Here is a 20,233-nt window from a genome sequence, read left to right on the forward strand (position 1 = left end):
GGCGGGCGGGGGGGGGCCGCCGCCCCCCCCCCCCCCGCGCCCGGTCGACCTGCGGCTCGCCGGCGGCGGGGTTGTCGGTCTGAGCGGCGCCAACGGTGCCGGCAAGAGCACGCTGCTGGCTGCGATTGCCGGTCGGGCGCGGGTCTTCACCGGCCACCTGGCGGTCGCCTCGGGGGTTCGCGTCGCCCTGCAGACGCAGGAGGTGCCGCCGCTCACCGGCCTGCCGCTGGCCGGCCGCGAGTTGCTCGCCCTGACCGGCGCCGGCAGCGCCGGCCTGCCGTCCTGGCTGGCGGGTTGCCTGGATCGGCGTCTCGACCGCCTGTCCGGCGGCCAACGCCACTACCTCGCCCTGTGGGCGGTGCTGCAGGCGCCGGCCGACCTGCTGTTGCTCGACGAGCCGACCAACAACCTCGACGCCGCCGGTGTCGCCCATCTCGGCCAGGCCCTGCGGCAGCGTGCCGCCGCCGGCTGCGCCATCCTCGTCGTCAGCCACGACGCCGCCTTCCTCGCCGCGGCTTGCGACGCGGTGATTCGCCTGGAAGCGCCCGATGTTCCCTGAACTGTTCGCCATTCCCTTCCTGACCGGCCTTTGCCTGGCGGTTTTACTGCCGCTGGTTGGCTGCTACCTGCGCCTGCGCGACGAATGGCTGGCGGCGCTCGCCTACGCCCACGTCGCCGCCGGTGGCGCGCTGCTCGCCATGCTGGCCGGCGTGCCGCCGTTCGCCGGCGGCGTTGCCGCTGCTGCCACCGCCGGCCTGGTCAAGGAGCCGCTGGCCGCCCGCTTGCCGGCGGCCGCGCTCTTCCCGCTGTTGTTGCTTGCTGGTTGGGCCGTCGGCATGCTGGTCGCCGCCAACCATCCGCTCGCCGAGCGCGTCGGCAGCGCGCTTTTCGACGGCCAGCTCTATTTCGCCGACGCTGCTCGTTTGGCCACCGTCGTCGCCGGCACACTGGCCTGCCTGCTCCTCCTGCGTCGCCTCTCGGGCTCCCTGCTGCTCAGCCGGCTTTATCCGGATCACTTCCGTCTGCGCGGCGAAGCCGGCTGGCCGGTGCATGGCGGTTTCGATCTGCTTGCTGCGCTGGCGTTGGCCCTGGCGACGACGACCCTGGGCGTGATGGCCACCTTTGCCCTGGTCTTCGTTCCGCCCTGGTTCGCCTTCCGCCGCGCCAGGGACTGGCGGCGTGGCTTGCGTCTGGCCTTGCTCGTCAGTATCGGCGGCTATATCGCCGCCTTCGCCATGGCCCTGTGCTTCGACCAGGCTTTCGGGCCGGTGCTGGCGATCCTGCTGGTTTTGCTCGGTCTTGCGGGGTGATGCCGCTCGAAACGGAGCGCCGCAAGCTGGTTATTCAAACAGATTTGGCACCAATGGATGTCGTTTATTGGCAATTTATTGCCAATGAGATAGTACATCGGGCTATATGAACTTGAATGGCATGCCTGGCGCGAGTAACATTTCCGGCTTTTCCATCCGAGGTAAGAAAATGCAACGCTCTGTCTGGCTATCAATCCTTGCGGCTTCCCTGTTCACCTTGTCCGGTTGCAAGACCACCGGCGCTGGCGCTGGCGGCGAGATGTCGGCGAGCAGCGCCATCGATATCGGTTCGTCGGTGGTTGCCGTGGCCAGCCTGAGCGATGCCGAGATGCTCGAACTGGGCAAGCGCACCGCCGCCAACGAAGATCAGCGTAACCAGATCGCCACGCCGCGTAGCAAATATGCCAAGCGCCTGCAGAAACTCACCGCGAACTGGACCAAGATCGATGCCGTCAATCTCGATTTCAAGGTTTACATCAAGAAGGACGTCAACGCCTTTGCCGTGCCGAATGGTTCGATCCGTGTCTATTCCGGTCTGATGGACAAGTTCACCGACGACGAACTGCGCTACGTGTTGGCGCATGAAATCGGCCATGTCATGCTCGGCCATTCCAAGAAGGCGCTGCAACTGGCGCACGCCAGCTCGGCCGCCCGCCAGGCTGCCGCCAGCAGCGGCAACGGCGCAGTGGCGGCGATTGCTGCGTCGGAACTCGGCGCGATGGGTGAGGCGCTGATCAACGCCCAGTTCTCGCAAAAGCAGGAAAACGAGGCTGACGATTACGCCGTCGACTACCTGGCCAAGCAGAAACTGAAGAATGCCGGCGCCGTCACCGCGCTGCGCAAGCTGGAAAAACTCTACGGCAACGAGCGGAGCGCCTTCTCCAGCCACCCGGCACCGGGCGAACGTGCCAAGCGCATGGAGCAGCGGGTCAAGGCGAAGTAAGCCAGCGATCGCAACAGGAAAGAAAAAGGGCGCCGGCATCGGCGCCCTTTTTTTGCGCTTGGCCGCTTGCGGCTCAGAGCAGGAAGTCGGCCAGCGTCAGCGAGGAGACGCCGCTCAACTCAATGGAGAATTCCGCTGCGGCGTCGCCATCGGTGTTGCCGTACAGGATGCCGGCCGAGAAACGCAGTTGGCCCGGCTCGTCGAAGCTGGCGCGGCTGGCGATCAGTGCGCTGAACGACTGGTTGCCGTCGCTCGTGCGGTCGGCATCGATCGCCGAAAGATCGATGCGGTCGCGGCCGCGCGTGAAGTCGACGATCTGGTCGCGGCTGCTGCTGGTGATTCCCGATTCGGCGGCGACCTCGAAAACGAAACGGTCGTTGCCGGCGCCACCGGTCAGGATGTCCTTGCCGCTGCCTCCGACCAGGATGTCGTTGCCGGTACCGCCGTAAAGCGTGTCCTTGCCGCTGCCGCCGAAGATCAGATCGTCGCCCTGGTCGCCGTAAAGCTTGTCCGCGCCGTCGTATCCCAGCAGCCTGTCGTTGCCGGCGCCACCGCGCAGGGTGTCGTTGCCGGTCTGCGGGCCGTTGTTCGGATTGACGATGGCGGTTACCGCGGCACCGGCCGCCGCCACCTTGCCCCAGGACTCGGTGTCGGGATAGAGGTAGAGCGGCAGCAGCAACTGACCGCCGTGGGCCGTCGCCAGTTCGGCCTGGGCCGAAAATTGCGAGGACAGGGAGTCCCACGGGTTGCCGTCGGCGCCGTCTTCAGTGACGTAGACATAGCCGGCGCCCTGGGCGAAGAGCTGGTCCGCGTTGGCCAGTACCGATGCGGCGGGAACCTCGTATTCCAGCCCGGCGATCTTCTCCGGGCCGTAACCCAGGTCGCGGCCGGTGGCGATCGACGACGAGACGTCGCCGGCATCCTCGCCGACCACGGTGACATCGGCCAGCGCCAGGTAGGCGCTGTCTTCCGGCAGGGTGCCCGGGTTGAAGATGACCTTCAGGCCGAGGCTGTGCGCGTAGTCGACCACTGCCTGGTAGGTGGCGAGATCATCGTGGCTACCCGAGACCTCGTCGATGAAAACCGAAGTCATGCCGGCGAAATTTTCCTTCATCAGCCAGATGTCCTGGTTGATTTCCTGTGCCGAGCGCTTGCCGTAGCTGGAATAAACGTAGCCGCTGACGCCAACGCCGTTGGCCGCCAGATTGGCGACCGCATTGGTATAGGTTGCCCCTGAGCGTCCGCCGACGATCAGGTCGTTTTCCGCCGTGCCGGTCTTGCTGTCCTTCCCTTCACCACCAAAGATGATTGCCATTGTCCTGCACTCCAAGTCAGAGGCGGCGAGTTTAACCGCTTGCTTCTGGAATGCCTATGGGATTAATTTGGCTCAAGCCTTGACGTGTAGTCCGCACTCCTTGGATTCCGGCGTCACCTGTCTCCGGCCGCCCCTGCGGGGCTTAACATTCGCTGCGCGAAGTTAGCCTGCGACGAAATGCCGACTTACGAGGTGGCCTTCACATGAAGGCCACATTCTTTGGTGTCGGCATTTTCCCACCACCAGCGGCCGGCGCGGATGTCTTCGCCGAGCGAAACGGCGCGGGTGCAGGGGGCGCAGCCGATGCTGGGGTAGAACTTGTCGTGCAGGGCGTTGTAGGGCACGGCGTTGTGCTTGATGTAGGTCCAGACTTCCTTCTCGCTCCAGGCAGCGAGCGGGTTGAATTTTTCCAGACCGTTGCCTTCGTCGTATTCCTGCGTTGCCAGCTGGCCGCGGGTGGCTGCCTGTTCGGCGCGCATGCCGGTGATCCAGGCGCGCTTGCCGGCCAGTGCGCGGCGCAGCGGTTCAACCTTGCGTGCGTAGCAGCAGGCCTTCCTGAGCGTCACCGAGTCGTAGAAAGCATTGATGCCGTGCTGGCGGACAAAACTTTCGACTTCCTCGGCCTGCGGGAAGTAAATCTTCAGTTTCAGTCCGTAGTGCTGGTCGACCTTGGCCATCAGCTCGTAGGTCTCGGCCGGCAGGCGGCCGGTGTCGAGGCTGAAGATCTCGATCGGCAGCTTGGCCTTGACGATCAGGTCGGTGAGGACCATGTCCTCGGCACCGAGGCTGTTGGCGAAGGCGGCCGGCGACCACGCGCCGGCGATGTCGGCGAGCAGTGCGCGCGCGATGTCCGCCTTGGCGGCGGTGCTGGCGGCGAGTTCGGGGGTGATGTTGAGCAGGGCTGGCGTCATGGCTGGCGATCTTGTCAGGCGGTGCGGCGACGGAAATAGGGTTCGGGCTGGTCGGTCGAGCCCTGATAGGTGGCGGAGAACGGCGTAAAGCCCTGGTCGATGGCGTAGACCGCGTTCTTGCCGTCCTTCAGCGCGTAGCTGTCGAAGCCGACGCGCTTCATGAAGAAGAGCTGGTCGTGCAGCACGTCGCCGACGGCGCGCAGTTCGCCCTGGTAACGGTAACGCTGGCGCAGCAGGGCGGCGGTCGAATAGCCGCGGCCGTCGACAAATTTCGGGAAATGCACGGCGACGACGACGAAGTAGTCGAGGTCGGCAGCAATCTCCTCGACCTTGTCGTCGGGCAGCAGCAGGAGGCCGATGCGTTTGTGGCAGGAGACGATCTCATTCTTGCGCGCCAGCCAGACGGCGAGCGGGAAGATGACGTTGCCGGCGGGTAGGGCGACGGCTTCCGGCGTTTCGCCTTCGTCCAGGGTCAGCGTCGTCCATGGGTCGGCGGCGAGTGCGCCCTGCTTGATCAGTTGTGCCATGTTATGCGGCCTCCTTTTGCTTGGCCTTGCCGTGGGCGCGGCCTTCGTACACGCGGTTCTTGAACGGGTCGATGCCGATCCGGTCGAAAGTGTCGATGAAACGCTCGTCGGGGTGACGGCTTTCCAGGTAGACCTGAATGATCTTCTCGACCACGTCCGGCATTTCGCCGGCCGAGAACGAGGGGCCGATCACCTTGCCGAGCCTGGCGTCGTTGCCTTGACGGCCGCCCAGCGTGACCTGGTAGAACTCGTCGTTGTTCTTGTCGACGCCGAGCACGCCGATGTGGCCGACGTGGTGGTGGCCGCAGGCGTTCATGCAGCCGGAGATGTTGAGGTCGATCTCGCCAATGTCGAACAGGTAGTCGAGGTCGTCGAAACGCTGCTGGATGGCGGTGGCGATGGGGATCGACTTGGCGTTGGCGAGGTCGCAGAAATCGCCGCCCGGGCAGCAGATGATGCTGGTCAGCAGGCCGATGTTCGGCGTTGCCAGACCGGCGGCCTTGGCCTGTTGCCAGACGGCGTGCAGGTCGGCGAGGCGGACGTCGGCGAGGATGACGTTCTGCTCGTGGCTGATGCGCAGCTCGCCGAAGCTGTAGCGGTCGGCGAGGTCGGCGACGACTTCCATCTGCTCGGAAGTAATGTCGCCCGGCGCGACGCCGTGCGGCTTCAGCGACAGCGTCACTGCCGCGTAGCCGGGCACCTTGTGCGGCTGCGTGTTGCGTTCGACCCAGCGGGCGAAGGCCTTGTCCTCGACGATCTTGGCCTGATAGCCGGCGTCCACCGTGGTGATCTTTTCGTAGGCCGGGGCACCGAAATGTGCCGCGACGCGCTCGTACTCGGTCTGCGTGATGGTTGCCGGGCCGTCCTTGGCGTGCGCCCATTCGGCTTCGACCAGCTTGGCGAATTCCTCGACGCCGAGCGCCTGCACCAGGATCTTGATACGCGCCTTGTAGGCGTTGTCGCGGCGGCCGAAGCGGTTATAGACGCGGAGGATCGCCTCGCAGTAGCTGAGGATGTGCTGCCAGGGCAGGAAGTCGCGCACCACCTGGCCGCGGATCGGCGTGCGGCCGAGGCCGCCACCGACGATCACGGAGAAGCCGGTGACGCCGTCGACCACCTTGAGATGCAGGCCGATGTCGTGGAACCAGGTGACCGCGCGGTCTTCCTTGGTGCCGGAAATGGCGATCTTGAACTTGCGCGGCAGGAAGGCGAATTCCGGGTGGAAGGTGGTCCACTGGCGGAGGATTTCGGCGAGCGGCCGGGGATCGATGATCTCGTCGGCGGCGACGCCGGCAAACTGGTCGGTGGTGATGTTGCGCAGGCAGTTGCCCGAGGTCTGGATGGCGTGCAGGTCGACCTCGGCCAGTTCGGCCAGGATGTCGGGCACGTCGGTCAGTTTCGGCCAGTTCAGCTGCAGGTTGTGGCGGGTGGTGAAGTGGCCGTAGCCGCGGTCGTACTTGCGGGCGACGTGGGCGAGCTGGCGCAGTTGCGCCGAATTGAGCATGCCGTAGGGCACGGCGATACGGAACATCGGCGCGTGGCGCTGGATGTAGAGGCCGTTCTGCAGGCGCAGCGGGCGGAACTCGTCGTCGGTCAGCTCGCCGGCCTGCCAGCGGCGGACCTGGTCGCGGAACTGCTCGACCCGGTCGAGGATCAGCTGGCGGTCGATGGCGTCGTATTTGTACATGGCGTTCTCTTGGGGGTGAATCAGGCGAAGACCAGCTTGCTGCCGATCAGCACGAGCATGGAGGCGAGGATGCGGCGCAGGATGTGTTCCGGCACCTTGGCGGAGAGATGGCTGCCGAGCCAGATGCCAGGCAGCGAGCCGAGCAGCAGGGCGCCAAGCAGCGACCAGTCGACGCTGCCGAGCAGCCAGTGGCCGAGGCCGGCGACCAGGGTCAGCGGCACGGCGTGGGCGACGTCGGAACCGACGATCTTGACCGGCGACAGCTTCGGATAGAGGAAGAAGAGGGCGGCGACGCCGAGCGCACCGGCGCCGACCGAGGAAATCGTCACCAGCACGCCGAGCACGACGCCGACACCGACGGTGATCTTGCCCAGGCAGCACTGGCGCAGCGGCGATTCGTCGTGGCGGCTGGCGTATTCGCGCAGCTTGCGCCCGAACAGGATGGCGATGGCGGTCAGCAGCAGGGCGAAGCCGAGGCCATGCGAGACGATCTTGCCGATCGTGTTGCTGCCTTCGGGGAGCATGGACAGCACCCAGATGGTCAGCGCCGCCGCCGGGATGCTGCCGGCGGCGAGGCGGCCGGTGACCTGCCAGTCGATGTGCCCCTTGCGACCGTGGGCGACGGTGCCACCGGCCTTGGTCATGGCGGCGTAGAGGAGGTCGGTGCCGACGGCGGTGGCCGGATGCACACCGAACAGCAGCACCAGCAGCGGGGTCATCAGCGAACCGCCGCCGACGCCCGTCAGACCGACGATGGCGCCGACTGCGAAGCCGGAAAGGGTGTACAGGTAGTCCATGGGTCGGCATCGTACCGGCCACGGATTGAATCAAAAAGAATATTGGGTTAGATTGTTATCGTTTTTTGTTATTAAGGCATTCATGAAACTCCAGCAGCTGCGCTACATCGTCGAGATCGAACGCCGGGGGCTCAACGTCTCGGAGGCGGCCGAGGTGCTGTATACCTCGCAGCCGGGCGTCTCCAAGCAGATCAAGCTGCTCGAGGACGAACTCGGCATCGCCATCTTCGAGCGCAGCGGCAAGCGCTTCACCGGCATCACCGAACCCGGTCGGGTGGTGATCGACATCGCCCGCCGCATCCTGCGCGAGGCGGAAAACCTGAAGCGCGCCAGCGCCGAGTTCTCGAGCGGCGATTCCGGCAAGCTGGTGCTGGCGGCAACCCATACCCAGGCGCGCTACGCGCTGCCGACCGTGGTCCGCGACTTCGTCGCCCGCCACCCCAAGGTCAAACTGGAGATGCATCAGGGCAACCCGGTGCAGATCGCCGACTGGGTGGCCTCCGGCGAGGCCGATTTCGGGATCGCCACCGAGTCGCTCGGCGAGCATCCGCAGCTCGTCTCCTTCCCGGTGCAGCAGTGGACGCACTGCGTGATCGCGCCGGCCGGCCATGCCATCCTCGCCAGCCAGCCGCTGGCCCTGCAGGAACTGGCGCGCTGGCCGCTGATCACCTATGACGCGGCGTTCACCGGCCGCTCGCGGATCAATCGCGCCTTCGAACGCCTGGAAATCGAACCCAACATCGCGCTCACCGCGCTCGACGCCGACGTGATCAAGACCTACGTCAGCCTCGGCCTCGGTCTCGGCATCATCGCCAAGCTCGCCTTCGATCCCCTGCGCGACGCCGGCCTGGTGGCGATCGACGCCGGTCACCTGTTCGAATCGAACACGACGCGGCTGGCGGTGCGCCGTGGCAGCTACCTGCGCCGCTTCGACTACGACTTCATTGAGCTGTTCGCGCCGCACCTCAACAAGCACGTCGTCGAGATGACGCTGCAGGGCGGCGGCGAGGCCTGGCAGTTGTAAGGGCGTAAAAAAGCCCGCCGGCTGGCGGGCTGCTCCGGCGGTGGGATGCGCTCAGTTGACCTTGGCCTGCGAGCGCAGATCCTTGATCAGCTTTTCCACCTGCATCTGCGTCGCGCGCTGCTGCAGTTGCGGCTTGACCTGCTCGAACGGCGGCGGCGTCAGCGGGCGGCTGTCGTCGAGCTGGATGACGTGGAAACCGAAGTCGGTCTTTACCGGCGTCTTGGTGTATTCACCCTTCTTCAACGTCGTCAGCGTGTCGCCGAAAGGCTTGACGTAGGCGGTCGGGGCACTCCATTCGAGTTCGCCGCCCTTGTCCTTGGAACCGGGGTCCATCGACTGCTTGGCCAGGGCGGCGAACTTGTCGCCCTTCTCCAGCTTGGCGATGATTGCCTTGGCGTCGTCTTCCTTTTCGACCAGGATGTGACGGGCCTTGTATTCGGTGCCGCCGAGCGACTTCTTCAGTTGCTCGTAGTCGGCCTTCAGCTGGGCATCGCCGACCGGGTGGCTACGCACGTAATCGCCCATGAAGGCGCGGATCAGTACTGCCTGGCGGGCCAGTTCCATCTGGCCGCGGACTTCCGGATTCTTGTCGAGGCCCTTCTTGGCGGCTTCCTGCGAGAGCAGTTCGCGGCGGATCAATTCTTCCTTGATCGCGTTCTTCAGTTCGGGCGTGTCCGGCGCACCCTGTGCCTTTTGCTCGTTGAGGAAGGCGTCATAGACGGTTTGCGGAATGGCCTTGCCGTTGACCGTGGCAAAAGCCTTGCTCTGGGCGAAGGCTGGTGCGGAGATGAGGCTGCCGGCAACCAGCAGCGCAGCCAGAGAGCTGAGTTTGAACATGGGGATGGGGTCCTGGGGTGGTTGGTACGAAAGTCAGAGTTCTTCGGGTGCCTGCGCGCGGATGGCCAGCGCGTGGATCCGGTGGTGCATCAGGTCACCAGCGGCATCGTACACCAGACGATGACGAACGAGTGTATTTTTGCCGGAAAAAGCCGCCGCCACGATGTCTACGCGGAAATGTCCGCCGCCCCCGCTGGCGCCGGCATGGCCGGCGTGGCGGTGCGATTCGTCGGCGATGGTCAGTGATTGCGGTGCTAGCGCTGCCAGGCGTTCGCGCAGCAGGGCGACGGTGGCGTCGTGGCTCACGCCGGCAGCGCTTTCTTGAACGGCTTGACAGTGACCTTTTCGTACACGCCGGCGGCAATGTAGGGGTCGGTGTCGGCCCAGGTGCGGGCGGCGTCGAGCGAGGCGAATTCGGCGACGATCAGGCTGCCGCTGAAACCGGCGGCGCCGGGATCGGGCGCATCGATCGCCGGGCAGGGGCCGGCCAGCAGCAGGCGACCATCGGCCTGCAGCGCCTGCAGGCGGGCGAGGTGCTCGGGACGGGCGGCGAGGCGTTGTTCCAGGCTGCCGGGGCGGTCTTCGCCGACGATCATGTACAGCATCATTGTTCTTCCTCGATGTACTTCGACAGCAGCGCGCCTTGCGCGACGATGAAGACGAGCATCAGGCCCATGCCGCCGAAGAGTTTGAAATCGACCCAGATGTCGGTCGGGAAATTGAAGGCGATGACCAGATTGAGCACGCCCATGACCAGGAAGAAAGCGATCCAGGCCAGATTGAGTTTGCTCCAGATGGCGTCCGGCAACTTCATCTGTTCGCCGAGCATTGTCCGGATCGCATTCTTCTTCATGACCAGCGCCGCAAACAGCATGCTGCTCGCGAAGGCCCAGTAGAGCAGCGTCGGCTTCCACTTGATGAAGGCCTCGTTGCGGAAGATCAGGGTCATGCCACCGAAGACGACGACCAGTCCGAGGCTGAGCCAGAGCATCTTGTCCACCTTGCCGTGGCGGAAATGCACCCAGGCGATCTGGGCAACGGTGGCGACGATGACGACGACGGTGGCTAGCAGGATCGGTGCCTTGTCGGGGGCGATGACGGCGCCGCCGAGCAGGCTGCCGACCCAGTCGGCGGCGGTTTCCGGATGACCGCCAGCGTATTTGAAGGCGGCGAAAAAGAGGATGACCGGGAAGAGATCGAAGAGGAGTTTCATGGCGGCGCATTATATACTGCGCCGGGAAACGCAACGCTCAGGCAGAAGAATGCACAAGGTACTGATCATCGACGACAGCGACATCAACCTGACGCTGATCAAGGCGCTGGTCCTCAAGCTCGGGGATTGTGAGCCAATCCTCTTCGAGCGCCCGCTGGAAGCGCTCGACTGGTGTCGCGACAACGTGCCCGATCTGGTCATCGTCGATTACATGATGCCGGACATGGACGGCCTGCGTTTCATCGCTGCCTTCCGGGCGCTGCATGGGCGGACCGAGATCCCGGTGTTGATGATCACCGCCAACGACCAGAAGGACATCCGTTACGAGGCGCTGCTCGGCGGGGCCAACGATTTCCTGACCAAGCCGATCGACCGCATCGAATTCTCGGCCCGTTCCCGCAACATGCTGGCCTTGCGCACTGGCCAGAAATTCCTCGCCGACCGCGCCGCCTATCTGGCCGAAAAGGTCGAGGAACGCACCCGGGAAATCCGCGAGCGCGAACGCGAGCTGATCTTCCGCATCTCGCGCGCTGCCGAATTCCGCGATCCGGAAACCGGTGCCCATATCCAGCGCATGGCGCACTACTCGGAAATCATCGCCCGCGGGCTCGACCTCGACGACGCCAGTTGCCGGCTGCTGCTGAAGGCGGCGCCGATGCACGACGTCGGCAAGATCGGCATTCCCGACTACATCCTGCTCAAGCCCGGCCGCCTGACGCCGCAGGAGTTCGAAGTCATGAAGCGGCACGCCGAGCTGGGCTACGAACTGCTCAAGGACAGCGGATCGGAGATCCTGCAGGCGGGGGCGGAAATTGCCCTGTCCCACCATGAAAAATATGACGGAAGCGGCTATCCTAAGGGACTCAAGGGCCACGCCATTCCGTTATTCGGCCGTATCGTCGCCGTCGCCGATGTCTTCGATGCGCTGACCTCGGAACGCCCCTACAAGAAAGCCTGGCTGCTGGACGATGCCTTGCGTTTCCTCGAAGACGGGCGCGGGGGGCATTTCGATCCCCTCTGCGTCGAAGCCTTGCTGGCCGGTTGGGAGGATGTGCTCGAAGTGCGGCAACGCTTCCACGACGAGGAAATGCCGCTGATCTGATACAGCGTCGAATGGAGACTGCAATGACCACTACCCCACCTTTCGCCATCGACAAGCCGGCAATCATGGAGCGCCTGGGCGGCGATCAGGACATCTACGCGATGATGATCGACATCTTCCTGCAGGACGTCGAGCACAATTGCAGCAACCTGCTGGCGGCCAGTCGCTCCAGTAACGCCGAATTGCTGGTGCGCGAGGCGCATACGGTGAAGGGCTTGCTGGCGACGATGTCCGACGATCACGGCGCCGAACTGGCGCTGGCGCTGGAAATGCAGGCCCGCCAGGGCGTCGTGGACGGTGCCGAGGCCAAGGCGCAGGGCATCGTCGCGCGGATGAACGAAGTCGCCGAGGTGCTGCGCGCCTCAGAGGGGTAGTTCGAGCTGGTCGGCAGCGTTTGCGACTTTGCCGGTGTCGTCCCAGGAGACGGCACCGAGGCGCGGTGCCAGCAGCAGTTCGCTCAGCGTCGCCAGGTTTTCTTCCAGATAAGGCATCGGCGGTGCCAGGCAGTTCGCCACCCAGCCGGCAATGACCAGGCCGCGTGCAGCAATCGCCTCGGCGGTGAGCAGCGCGTGGTTGAGGCAGCCGAGCCGCATGCCGACGACCAGGATCACCGGCAGCCGCAGTTGCGCGGCAAGGTCGGCACCGTTGCGGTCGAGCCCGAAGGGTACGCAGAAACCGCCGGCGCCCTCGACGATGACGAAATCCGCCGCCTGGCGGGCGCTCGCCACGGTGTCGGCGATGCGCGAAAAATCGATGTCCACGCCAGCCTCGGCGGCGGCGATGTGGGGCGCGATGGCGGGCGCGAAACAATAGGGATTGACCACCTCGTCCGCTAGCTGCAGGCTGCTTGCGGCGCGCAGGCGCACCACGTCGTCGTTGTGGCCGGCGGCATCGGTGCCGGCGGCGACCGGCTTGAGGCCGACCGCCGACTGGCCGGCGCGGCGGGCGCGCTGGAGCAGGGCGCAGGCGATGTGGGTCTTGCCGACGTCGGTGTCGGTACCAGTGAGGAAGTAGGCGGAACTCATGCTTGGGCGTGGATCAGGATGACATCGTAGGAGAGCGGCAGGCCGTCCGGCTGGCGCAGCGTTTCCCAGGCGGCGGCGAGGCGGGCGAAGGCGTTGCGGCTCATCAGGCCGCTGCGCCGACCGCTGCCCAACTGGTTGGCACCGACCGCCTTGACCGCCCGCAGCAGCGCGCGCAGGTCGGGGTGGCAGGCGGTTTCCCGGTGGCTGACGCAGGCGATCGCGCTGAAGCCGGCAGTCGCGGCGAGCGTGGCGAGCTGACCGGCGTCGTGGAAATGCAGCGTGTGCCGGTAGGCGTCGACGTCGCTGAAGGCGCTGCGCATTTCGTGGAAGGTCGCCGGGCCGAGCGTCGCCAGCGCCAGCCGGCCGCGCGGGCGCAAGACGCGGCGGGCCTCGGCGAGGGCGCGGGTGGGGTCGCACCACTGTACGGCCAGGCTCGACCAGTAGAGATCGATGCTGGCGGTGGCCAGCGGCAGGTGTTCGAGGTCGCCAGCGAGGCGTTGGCAGGCGTCGGGCAGGCGGCGCAGCATCGCCGTCGACAGGTCAAGGGCGACGATTTCGGCGGCCGGGTAGCGCGCCTGCAGCAGGCCGCGCGCGGCGCCGGTGCCGCAGCCGGCGTCGAGCAGGCGGGCGGGCGCCGCGTCCGGCAGCCCGCCGGCGAGGCGGGCGCAGATGCGGCGCTGGACGTCGGCGGCGGCGTCGTAGGTGGCGGCAGCGCGCTCGAACGACTGGCGGATGCGCGCCTTAGGCGGCTGGCTCATCGAGGAAGGCGCGGGCGCGGACGATGAAGCGTTCCGCTTGCGAGAGGAAGGGGGCATGGGCGCAGCCTTCGAACAATTCGAGGCGGGCGCCGGGAATCAGCGCCGCCAGCGCGCGCGCCGCGGCGGGCGGCATCAGCGGGTCGGCGTCGCCGTGGATGAGCAGGGTCGGCGCCTGCACCCGGGCAGCGTCGGCACGCAGGTCGACGTCGCGCAGCCAGGCCAGGCCAGCGGCGAGGACGAGCGGCGAGGGCAAGGGATCGGCCTGTTCGAGGATTTGCCGAGTCACTTCCTTGGCTTGCGCGTCGCCGCGGTTGAAGCCGCCGACAAAGCGCGGCAGCATGCCGGCCGGGTCAACGCCGACGGCGGCGCTGAAATCGGCCAGCGTCGCCGGCGGCATGGCGTCCGGCCAGCCGTCGCGCTGGACGAAGGAGGCGGTGCCGGCGACCAGCAGCAGCTTGCCGACCTTGTCCGGGTGGCGGGCGGCGACGGCCAGCGCCAACTGGGCGCCGATCGACCAGCCAGCGAGCGTCGTACCCGCTGCCAGGCGCTCGCCGAGGGCGGCGACAGCACGGTCGAAATCGCCTTCCAGCGCTTCGTCGCGGTAACCGGGCAGGTCGATGAATTGCCCGTGCAGCGCGTCGACCGCGGCCTGCAACGGACCACGGCCGAGACACCAGCCGGGCAGGAAAACGAGGGGAGCGTTCATCGCAACAAGCTCATCGGAGAAAGTCGGGCGGCGATTTTACCCCGTCGCCGCCTCGCGCAGCGCGCCGAGCAGGGCGCTGATGTCGGCCTCGGTGTGCGCGGCGGAGACCGAGATGCGCAGGCGGGCCGTGCCCTGCGGCACGGTCGGCGGGCGGATCGCCGGCACCCACAGGCCCTTCTCCCAAAGCTGGCGGGCGAGCGCCAGCGCCGCCGTGTTATCGCCGACGATCAGTGGCTGGATCGCCGTCAGTGAGGCCGGCAGGTGCCAGGGCAGGCCGGCCAGACCGTCGCGTAACTGGGCGATGCGGGCGAAGAGATTGGCGCGCAGCGCGTCGCCGGTGGCGATCAGGTCGAGGCTGGCGCTCAGCGCGCAGGCGACGGCCGGCGGTGCGGCGGTGGTGAAGATGTAGCTGCGCGCCTTGTTGCGCAGGTAGTCGATGGCCAGCGCCGAGCCGGCGACGAAGGCGCCACCGACGCCGGCCGCCTTGCCCAGGGTGCCCATGAGCAGGATGCGCGGGGCGGCCGGCAGGCCGAAGTGGGCCAGGCTGCCGCGCCCCTGCGGGCCGAGGACGCCGAAGCCGTGCGCGTCGTCGAGCACCAGCCAGGCATCGTAACGCTCGGCCAATGCATGGAGCGCCGGCAGCGGAGCGAGATCGCCGTCCATGCTGAACACGGTGTCGCTGACGATCAGCTTGGTTCGCGCCGGGCTGGCGGCGAGCAGGCGCTCCAGCGCGGCGAGGTCGGCGTGCGGGTAACGCTGCGTCGTCGCGCCGTTGGCCTTGGCCAGTTGCATGGCGTCGATTAGCGAGGCGTGGTTGAGCTTGTCGGCGAACACCGCGTCGCCGCGCCCGGCCAGCGTCGGCGTCACCGCCAGGTTGGCGAGGTAGCCGGTGGCGAAGGTGAGGACGCGCGCAAAGCCGGTGAATTCGGCGAGCCGTTCGGCCAGCGCGGCGTGCGGCTGCAGATGGCCGCTGACCAGGTGGGCGGCGCCGCTGCCGGCGCCCCAGGTCAGCGCGCCGTCGGCGAGGGCGCGGGTGATGGCGGGATGGGCGGCGAGCCCGAGATAGTCGTTGCTGGCGAAATTGACCCGTTGCCGGCCGTCGACCGTAACCACCCTGCTGCAGGGCGATTCGAGCAGGCGATGGTGGCGGCCGAGATCGGCGGCGGCGAGTTCGGCGAGTTCTTGCGTCAGGCGCTGGTCTAGCGTGGCGCTCATGGCGTCAGCTCGATTTCGCCCTGCAGGAAGGTGACCGCCCGGCCGGAGACGATGACCCGCTCGCCCTGCAGGCGGCAGCCGAGTTCGCCGCCGCGCCGCGACACCTGGCGCGCGCTCAGTGTGGTTTTGCCAAGGCGGGCTGCCCAGTAGGGCGCCAGTTCGCAATGGGCGGAGCCGGTGACCGGGTCTTCGGCGATGCCGACCTTGGGGGCGAAGAAGCGGCTGACGAAATCGACATCGCTGCCCGGCGCGGTGACGACCACGCCACGCCGGTCGAGGCGGCGGAAACAGGCGAAATCGGGTGTCAGCGCGCGGACGCTGGCCTCGTCGGCGAAGACCGCGATGTAATCGTCGGCGGCGAGGATCGCCATGGGCGTAGCACCGAGCCCGGCGAGCAGCGCCGGCGGCGCTGGGCAGGGGCGCGGCGGCAGGGCCGGGAAATCCATCGCCAGTGCTGCACCGGCGCGTTCGACAACTAGCTCGCCGCTGCGCGTGCGGAAGCGGATGCGCTCGCCGGCGTAGCCGAGCAACTGGAACAGGACGTGCGCCGAGGCCAGCGTGGCGTGGCCGCAGAGGTCAATTTCGGTGGTCGGCGTGAACCAGCGCAGCGCGAAAGCGTCGCCGTCGGGTACGAAGAAGGCGGTTTCCGAAAGATTGTTCTCGTCGGCGATTGCCTGCAGCAGGGAGTCATCCGGCCAGGCGTCGAGCGGACAGACGGCCGCCGGATTGCCGGAAAAAGCCTTGCTGGCAAAGGCATCGACCTGATATAGCCGGATTTTCACGTTTCCCCCCTGTTTGCTTCGTCACTGCGCCAGCACCGCCGGACGCAGGACGAACTTTAACAAAGTCAGGGGGGCGGCGCTGCCTTGCGGAATCGGCGGCCGGCGCCTCGGCTCAGGCCGCCAGCGGCTGCAGGGCGCGTTGCGAAACGATGAAGCGGCGACGGGCGCCGCTGCCGATCTCGCTTTCGACTTCCCACATGGCGAGGCCCTTGACGACTGCCACCTGTTCGATGGCTACAACGACCGCGCCGATTTTGGTACAAAGATAACGGGCTCCACGTTCAATGCTTGCCTTGACTTTCATCGGCGATATCTCCGTGTTCGTTAGTGAAACGCCATCGTAACGGGAACGTCACGAAGGTGAACAGGTTTTGCTGGGCGTAATCTTTCGATTTTTTCGGAAACGGCCGACTGGCCGTCGATGGCGGGGAAAATGGCGGTACGGAAAATTTTGCGGATGGGCGATCCGCTGCTTTGGGAAGTGGCCAGGCCGGTGACGGCGTTCGGCACGCCGATGCTGCGCCAACTGATCGACGACATGTTCGAGACGATGCGGGCCGCCGGCGGTGTCGGCATCGCCGCGCCGCAAATCGGCGAAAGCCTGCAGGTGGTGATCTTCGGTTTCGAGGCCTGCGAACGTTACCCGGAGGCGCCACCGGTGCCGCTGACGGTGTTGATCAACCCGCTGCTAACGCCGCTCGACGAAACTGAGGAAAGCGGCTGGGAAGGTTGTCTGTCAGTGCCGGGAATGCGTGGCGAAGTGCCGCGCTGGCGGCGCATCCGTTACCAGGGGTGCGATCCCGACGGACAACCGATCGACCGCACCGCCGAGGGTTTTCATGCGCGGGTGGTGCAGCATGAATGCGATCACCTGATCGGTCGCCTCTATCCGTCGCGCATCCGCGATTTCACGCGCTTCGGCTTCACCGACGTGCTGTTTCCCGAGCGCCCGGACTGATGCCTGCCGGTCGCGCAAGGGGAAGCTTTGTCAGCGAGCGCGATCATCTGTCATTAAATATCAAAAACGAAAAAGTTAACTAATACATCTAAAACGACGAAAACGATTGACACCTTCCGGGGGTTGGCTATGATTGGCGTAAAGGCCATTGATCGTGCCTTGCGGAGGGAAACATGGGCAGCGTGCTACATCGCGAAGTCAGCAGTTTCGCAGTTGAATCACTGACTGACAGCCGGCAACTGGCGATCCTGAAGGCGGCGCTTGACGCCTTGCCGGGTCACGTAGCCATTCTTGACGGACGGGGCGACATCCTGTGCGTCAACGGACGCTGGATAGAGTACGCGGCGCAGAATCGGCTCTCCCAATGCAATTTCGGCATCGGCCAGAACTATCTGGCAATTTGCCGGCCGGCCGTCGCCGCGGAGGATGCGGATGCGCAGTGCGTCAGCCGCGCCCTGGAGGACATCCTTGCCGGCCGCTCGGGGCGGGAGTTCATCCATGAGTACCTTTGCCCGCATCCCGGCGATCCGAGCCGGGACCGCTGGTTCAAGCTCTGGCTGATTCCCTTCCGCCTCGATGCCGAGCAGTTCGTCCTGGTCTCGCACGAGGACATTACCGTTCGCCATGCCCTGGAACGCACCGGCAAGCTCCTCGATACGGCAATCTCGCAGAGCCGCTCCGGGATCATGATCACCAACGCGGCGGGCGAGATCGAATACGTCAACCAGGGTTTCGAACAAATGACCGGCTACGCTGCCGGCGAGGTGCTGGGCCGCAATCCGCGCCTGCTCAAGTCCGGTCGCATCTCCGACGCGACCTATGCCGCTTTGTGGCGGACCATCGGCGCCGGCGAAACCTGGCGTGGCCAGGTCTGCAACCGGCACAAGAATGGCGAGGAGTACTGGGAGGAAATCACGATCAGCCCGGTCCGCGATCCGGCCGGGGTCATCACCCATTACGTGGCGGTCAAGGAGGACATCACCGAATCCCGCTACCGGGCGCTGCTGCACGCCGGCATCATCAATGCTTCGGCCGACGCCTTCGTCGCGCTCGACGAGCACTTCCGGATTGTCGACTGGGGCAAGCAGGCGGAGCGGATACTGGGTTGGCCGGCGAAGAAGGTCGTTGGGCGGGAGTTCATCGCCACGGTCTTCGATGCAGAACGGGCACGCGAGGCGCAACTGGAACTGGCGGTCTGTCGCCGCGGCGAATTCTCGCGTCTGGTTGGCAGCGCCCATCGCACCGAAATGCGGCGCCAGGATGGCAGCCGGGTCACCGTCGAACTCTGGCTGACCGCGCTCAGCCTGCAGGGGGAGGTGCGTTACGCGGGTTTCATCCGCGATCTCACGGAAAGCGTGCGGGCCGAGCAGATTCTCCTCGAAGCCCAGAAAATGGAAGGGGTCGGCCAGATGGCGGGCGGCCTGGCGCACGATTTCAATAACCTGCTGCATCTGATTCTCGGCAGTCTCTATCTGATTGCCGACGAGGTGCCGGCGCATTCACGTTCGCATCTCGATAACGCGATGTCGGCTGCACGTCACGGTGCTGCCCTGGTCAGTTCGCTGGCGACTTTCGTCCGACGGGGTGAATCCAGGCTGGCCGAGCGCGACGTCAATCAGTTGATCAGAGCGCTGGAATCGCTGATCCGGCAGACGGTCGGCAAGCGCATCGCGTTCAGCGTCGAGTTGCGGGCGCAGTCGTCGACGGTGTTGATCGACGAGAATGCCTTCAACAACGCATTGATCAACCTTGCGGTGAACGCGCGTGATGCCATGCCGCGTGGCGGCAGCTTGGTGATCGCCACCGGCGATTCGTCCGCCGGGGGGCAGGTCGTCGTCAGCGTCAGCGATGAAGGGGAGGGTATGCCACCGGCGGTGATCGCCCGCGCCACCGAGGCGTTTTTTACCACCAAGCCGCCGGGGCAAGGTACCGGCCTTGGCCTGGCCATGGTTGACGGCTTCTGCCGGCAGGCCGGCGGTCGCCTGGTGATCGATAGCGCGCCGGGACGCGGCACCACGATCGAACTCCACCTGCCGGTGGTACGCGCCGGTCAGGCGCCGGGAGCGACACCATGAAGCGCCAGCTGTTGCTCAGCATCGACGACGATCCGGCAATCCGCAAGCTGGTCGGCGGTCTTGCCGAACGAGCCGGCTTTGACTGGATCGAGGCCGGCGATCCGGGGACGATCGATCAGGCACTGGATCGCCAGCCTGACGTCATCGTCCTCGATCTGACCATGCCCGGCATGGACGGCAACGAAGTGCTGTGGGCGCTGAAGCAGCGCTCGTCACAGGCGGCGATCATCATCTCCAGTGGTTTTGTCGACGTCTGCGTTCAGACCGCCGTGCTATATGCCGTCAAGGCGGGGCTCAACTATGCCGGGCGGCTGGACAAACCCTATGCCCCCGGTGAATTGCTGGCCCTTTTTGCTAACATCGGACTTTGTCACGGAAACCGGGAAAACCACCATGTTCAGCCCTAAGGACACCTGTTCCACCACTGAAGCCGCCAAGCGCCTCGGGGTTGCCTTGAGCACTGTCCAGTCCTGGGTCGAGACCGGGGCGCTGGAGGCCTGGAAGACGCCCGGCGGGCATCGCCGCGTGATGATCAACTCGGTCGATCGCTTGCTCGAAGAGGGGGTTGGCAAGCGTAAGCCGGAAACAACCAGAAGCGCCGCCAGCGCTGCGGCGAACGCGTTGCGCGTGCTGGTCGTCGAAGACGAGCGGGTGATGGTCGAGCTATACGCTGGTTTCTTCCGCAAATGGCGGCTGCCGGTGAGCGCCAGTTTCTGCGAGAACGGTTACGAAGCCCTGCTGCGCATTGGTTACGAAATCCCCGATCTGATCGTTACCGACCTCAGCATGCCGGAAATGGACGGCTTCCAGATGATCCGGGCGCTGCGCCAGTTCCCGGCCACGGCCAAGGTGCAGATCATCGTCGTCTCCGGCCTGAGCGACGCCGACATCGTTGCCCAGGGCGGCTTGCCGGATGACGTGCTGGTGCTGCACAAACCGGTCAATCTTGAACAATTGCATGAGCTGATGAACAGCGCGGTGGAGCGCCACCTGCTGTCCGCCGTCGCCTGACCAGTCGGCGGAGCAAGGCAGCAGGCGGCAGTACGCC

The 20,233-nt window shown here is 65.9% G+C and carries 25 protein-coding genes; 10 read left to right on the plus strand and 15 right to left on the minus strand.

The annotated features are described in order from the left end of the window. The 3 genes from ACE3OV_RS13145 to ACE3OV_RS13155 form a co-directional block, all read left to right on the plus strand. Nucleotides 1–559, plus strand: a 559-nt coding sequence (locus tag ACE3OV_RS13145) for an ATP-binding cassette domain-containing protein (protein ID WP_374327705.1), incomplete at its 5' end; no start/stop codon positions are given. Beyond that, complete coding sequence (locus tag ACE3OV_RS13150; protein WP_374327707.1) at nucleotides 549–1,310, plus strand: metal ABC transporter permease; 762 nt, start codon at nucleotides 549–551, stop codon at nucleotides 1,308–1,310. The genes ACE3OV_RS13145 and ACE3OV_RS13150, both read left to right, overlap by 11 nt. Nucleotides 1,311–1,479: 169 nt before the next feature. Next, nucleotides 1,480–2,253: a M48 family metalloprotease gene (locus ACE3OV_RS13155; RefSeq protein WP_374327709.1), complete on the plus strand. Its 774-nt coding sequence runs from the start codon at nucleotides 1,480–1,482 to the stop codon at nucleotides 2,251–2,253. Nucleotides 2,254–2,326: 73 nt separating this feature from the next. On the opposite strand, the gene ACE3OV_RS13160 is transcribed toward ACE3OV_RS13155, so the two are convergent. The 5 genes from ACE3OV_RS13160 to ACE3OV_RS13180 all read right to left on the minus strand — a co-directional run bounded on the left by ACE3OV_RS13160 (nucleotide 2,327) and on the right by ACE3OV_RS13180 (nucleotide 7,490). Beyond that, complete coding sequence (locus tag ACE3OV_RS13160; protein WP_374327710.1) at nucleotides 2,327–3,568, minus strand: spherulation-specific family 4 protein; 1,242 nt, start codon at nucleotides 3,566–3,568, stop codon at nucleotides 2,327–2,329. Between the two features lie 185 nt (nucleotides 3,569–3,753). Further along, a complete protein-coding gene (locus ACE3OV_RS13165) occupies nucleotides 3,754–4,479 on the minus strand; it encodes a phosphoadenylyl-sulfate reductase (RefSeq protein ID WP_374327712.1) in 726 nt (241 codons plus the stop codon). Between the two features lie 14 nt (nucleotides 4,480–4,493). After that, complete coding sequence (locus tag ACE3OV_RS13170) at nucleotides 4,494–5,006, minus strand: DUF934 domain-containing protein (protein WP_374327714.1); 513 nt, start codon at nucleotides 5,004–5,006, stop codon at nucleotides 4,494–4,496. A 1-nt stretch (nucleotide 5,007) separates the two neighbouring features. Next, on the minus strand, nucleotides 5,008–6,693 hold the full coding sequence (locus ACE3OV_RS13175) for a nitrite/sulfite reductase (protein ID WP_374327716.1): 1,686 nt from the start codon (nucleotides 6,691–6,693) through the stop codon (nucleotides 5,008–5,010). A gap of 20 nt (nucleotides 6,694–6,713) precedes the next feature. Further along, nucleotides 6,714–7,490 carry a sulfite exporter TauE/SafE family protein gene (locus ACE3OV_RS13180; RefSeq protein ID WP_374327717.1) on the minus strand — a complete coding sequence of 259 codons (777 nt, stop codon included), beginning with the start codon at nucleotides 7,488–7,490 and terminating at the stop codon, nucleotides 6,714–6,716. 82 nt (nucleotides 7,491–7,572) lie between these two features. On the opposite strand from ACE3OV_RS13180, the gene ACE3OV_RS13185 reads away from it, so the two are divergent. Beyond that, nucleotides 7,573–8,514, plus strand: a complete 942-nt coding sequence (locus ACE3OV_RS13185) for a CysB family HTH-type transcriptional regulator (RefSeq protein WP_374327718.1) — start codon at nucleotides 7,573–7,575, stop codon at nucleotides 8,512–8,514. Nucleotides 8,515–8,565: 51 nt separating this feature from the next. On the opposite strand, the gene ACE3OV_RS13190 is transcribed toward ACE3OV_RS13185, so the two are convergent. Genes ACE3OV_RS13190 through ACE3OV_RS13205 form a run of 4 tightly spaced genes read right to left on the minus strand, consistent with a single transcriptional unit; the run spans nucleotide 8,566 to nucleotide 10,564 of the window. Continuing rightward, the gene (locus ACE3OV_RS13190; RefSeq protein ID WP_374327719.1) at nucleotides 8,566–9,351 is read right to left on the minus strand and encodes a peptidylprolyl isomerase; all 786 of its coding nucleotides are present in this window, start codon (nucleotides 9,349–9,351) and stop codon (nucleotides 8,566–8,568) included. A 33-nt stretch (nucleotides 9,352–9,384) separates the two neighbouring features. Continuing rightward, complete coding sequence (locus tag ACE3OV_RS13195) at nucleotides 9,385–9,657, minus strand: BolA family protein (RefSeq protein WP_374327721.1); 273 nt, start codon at nucleotides 9,655–9,657, stop codon at nucleotides 9,385–9,387. Beyond that, a complete protein-coding gene (locus tag ACE3OV_RS13200; RefSeq protein ID WP_374327929.1) occupies nucleotides 9,654–9,956 on the minus strand; it encodes a YciI family protein in 303 nt (100 codons plus the stop codon). The genes ACE3OV_RS13195 and ACE3OV_RS13200 overlap by 4 nt, the downstream gene beginning before the upstream one ends. Next, nucleotides 9,956–10,564 carry a septation protein A gene (locus tag ACE3OV_RS13205; RefSeq protein WP_374327722.1) on the minus strand — a complete coding sequence of 203 codons (609 nt, stop codon included), beginning with the start codon at nucleotides 10,562–10,564 and terminating at the stop codon, nucleotides 9,956–9,958. Before ACE3OV_RS13205 ends, ACE3OV_RS13200 begins: the two co-directional genes overlap by 1 nt. A gap of 49 nt (nucleotides 10,565–10,613) precedes the next feature. Here ACE3OV_RS13205 and ACE3OV_RS13210 point away from each other — a divergent pair, with 49 nt between their 5' ends. Further along, nucleotides 10,614–11,666 carry an HD domain-containing phosphohydrolase gene (locus tag ACE3OV_RS13210; RefSeq protein WP_374327724.1) on the plus strand — a complete coding sequence of 351 codons (1,053 nt, stop codon included), beginning with the start codon at nucleotides 10,614–10,616 and terminating at the stop codon, nucleotides 11,664–11,666. Nucleotides 11,667–11,689: 23 nt separating this feature from the next. Next, a complete protein-coding gene (locus ACE3OV_RS13215) occupies nucleotides 11,690–12,040 on the plus strand; it encodes an Hpt domain-containing protein (RefSeq protein WP_374327725.1) in 351 nt (116 codons plus the stop codon). On the opposite strand, the gene bioD is transcribed toward ACE3OV_RS13215, so the two are convergent. The 6 genes from bioD to ACE3OV_RS13245 all read right to left on the minus strand — a co-directional run bounded on the left by bioD (nucleotide 12,029) and on the right by ACE3OV_RS13245 (nucleotide 16,456). Then, the gene (gene bioD, locus ACE3OV_RS13220) at nucleotides 12,029–12,691 is read right to left on the minus strand and encodes a dethiobiotin synthase (RefSeq protein ID WP_374327726.1); all 663 of its coding nucleotides are present in this window, start codon (nucleotides 12,689–12,691) and stop codon (nucleotides 12,029–12,031) included. The genes ACE3OV_RS13215 and bioD overlap by 12 nt on opposite strands. Further along, on the minus strand, nucleotides 12,688–13,449 hold the full coding sequence (gene bioC, locus ACE3OV_RS13225; protein WP_374327729.1) for a malonyl-ACP O-methyltransferase BioC: 762 nt from the start codon (nucleotides 13,447–13,449) through the stop codon (nucleotides 12,688–12,690). The genes bioD and bioC overlap by 4 nt, the downstream gene beginning before the upstream one ends. Beyond that, nucleotides 13,433–14,155, minus strand: a complete 723-nt coding sequence (locus ACE3OV_RS13230; RefSeq protein ID WP_374327731.1) for an alpha/beta fold hydrolase — start codon at nucleotides 14,153–14,155, stop codon at nucleotides 13,433–13,435. The genes bioC and ACE3OV_RS13230 overlap by 17 nt, the downstream gene beginning before the upstream one ends. 36 nt (nucleotides 14,156–14,191) lie before the next feature. After that, on the minus strand, nucleotides 14,192–15,370 hold the full coding sequence (gene bioF, locus ACE3OV_RS13235) for an 8-amino-7-oxononanoate synthase (RefSeq protein WP_374327732.1): 1,179 nt from the start codon (nucleotides 15,368–15,370) through the stop codon (nucleotides 14,192–14,194). Then, entirely contained in the window at nucleotides 15,367–16,152 is a 786-nt protein-coding gene (locus ACE3OV_RS13240) for a PhzF family phenazine biosynthesis protein (protein WP_374327734.1), read from the minus strand. The genes bioF and ACE3OV_RS13240 overlap by 4 nt, the downstream gene beginning before the upstream one ends. Before the next feature lie 112 nt (nucleotides 16,153–16,264). Further along, a complete protein-coding gene (locus ACE3OV_RS13245) occupies nucleotides 16,265–16,456 on the minus strand; it encodes a hypothetical protein (RefSeq protein ID WP_374327735.1) in 192 nt (63 codons plus the stop codon). A gap of 129 nt (nucleotides 16,457–16,585) precedes the next feature. Between ACE3OV_RS13245 and def the strand changes: the two genes are divergently transcribed. The 4 genes from def to ACE3OV_RS13265 all read left to right on the plus strand — a co-directional run bounded on the left by def (nucleotide 16,586) and on the right by ACE3OV_RS13265 (nucleotide 20,196). Next, nucleotides 16,586–17,110: a peptide deformylase gene (gene def / locus ACE3OV_RS13250; protein ID WP_374327737.1), complete on the plus strand. Its 525-nt coding sequence runs from the start codon at nucleotides 16,586–16,588 to the stop codon at nucleotides 17,108–17,110. 173 nt (nucleotides 17,111–17,283) lie between these two features. After that, nucleotides 17,284–19,185, plus strand: coding sequence for a PAS domain S-box protein (locus tag ACE3OV_RS13255; protein WP_374327739.1), 1,902 nt, complete (start codon nucleotides 17,284–17,286; stop codon nucleotides 19,183–19,185). After that, the gene (locus tag ACE3OV_RS13260; protein ID WP_374327740.1) at nucleotides 19,182–19,592 is read left to right on the plus strand and encodes a response regulator; all 411 of its coding nucleotides are present in this window, start codon (nucleotides 19,182–19,184) and stop codon (nucleotides 19,590–19,592) included. Before ACE3OV_RS13255 ends, ACE3OV_RS13260 begins: the two co-directional genes overlap by 4 nt. Next, nucleotides 19,579–20,196: a response regulator gene (locus ACE3OV_RS13265; protein ID WP_374327741.1), complete on the plus strand. Its 618-nt coding sequence runs from the start codon at nucleotides 19,579–19,581 to the stop codon at nucleotides 20,194–20,196. The genes ACE3OV_RS13260 and ACE3OV_RS13265 overlap by 14 nt, the downstream gene beginning before the upstream one ends. Nucleotides 20,197–20,233 lie beyond the last annotated feature (37 nt).

This window comes from Azonexus sp. (genome assembly GCF_041909095.1).
Classification (GTDB): domain Bacteria; phylum Pseudomonadota; class Gammaproteobacteria; order Burkholderiales; family Rhodocyclaceae; genus Azonexus.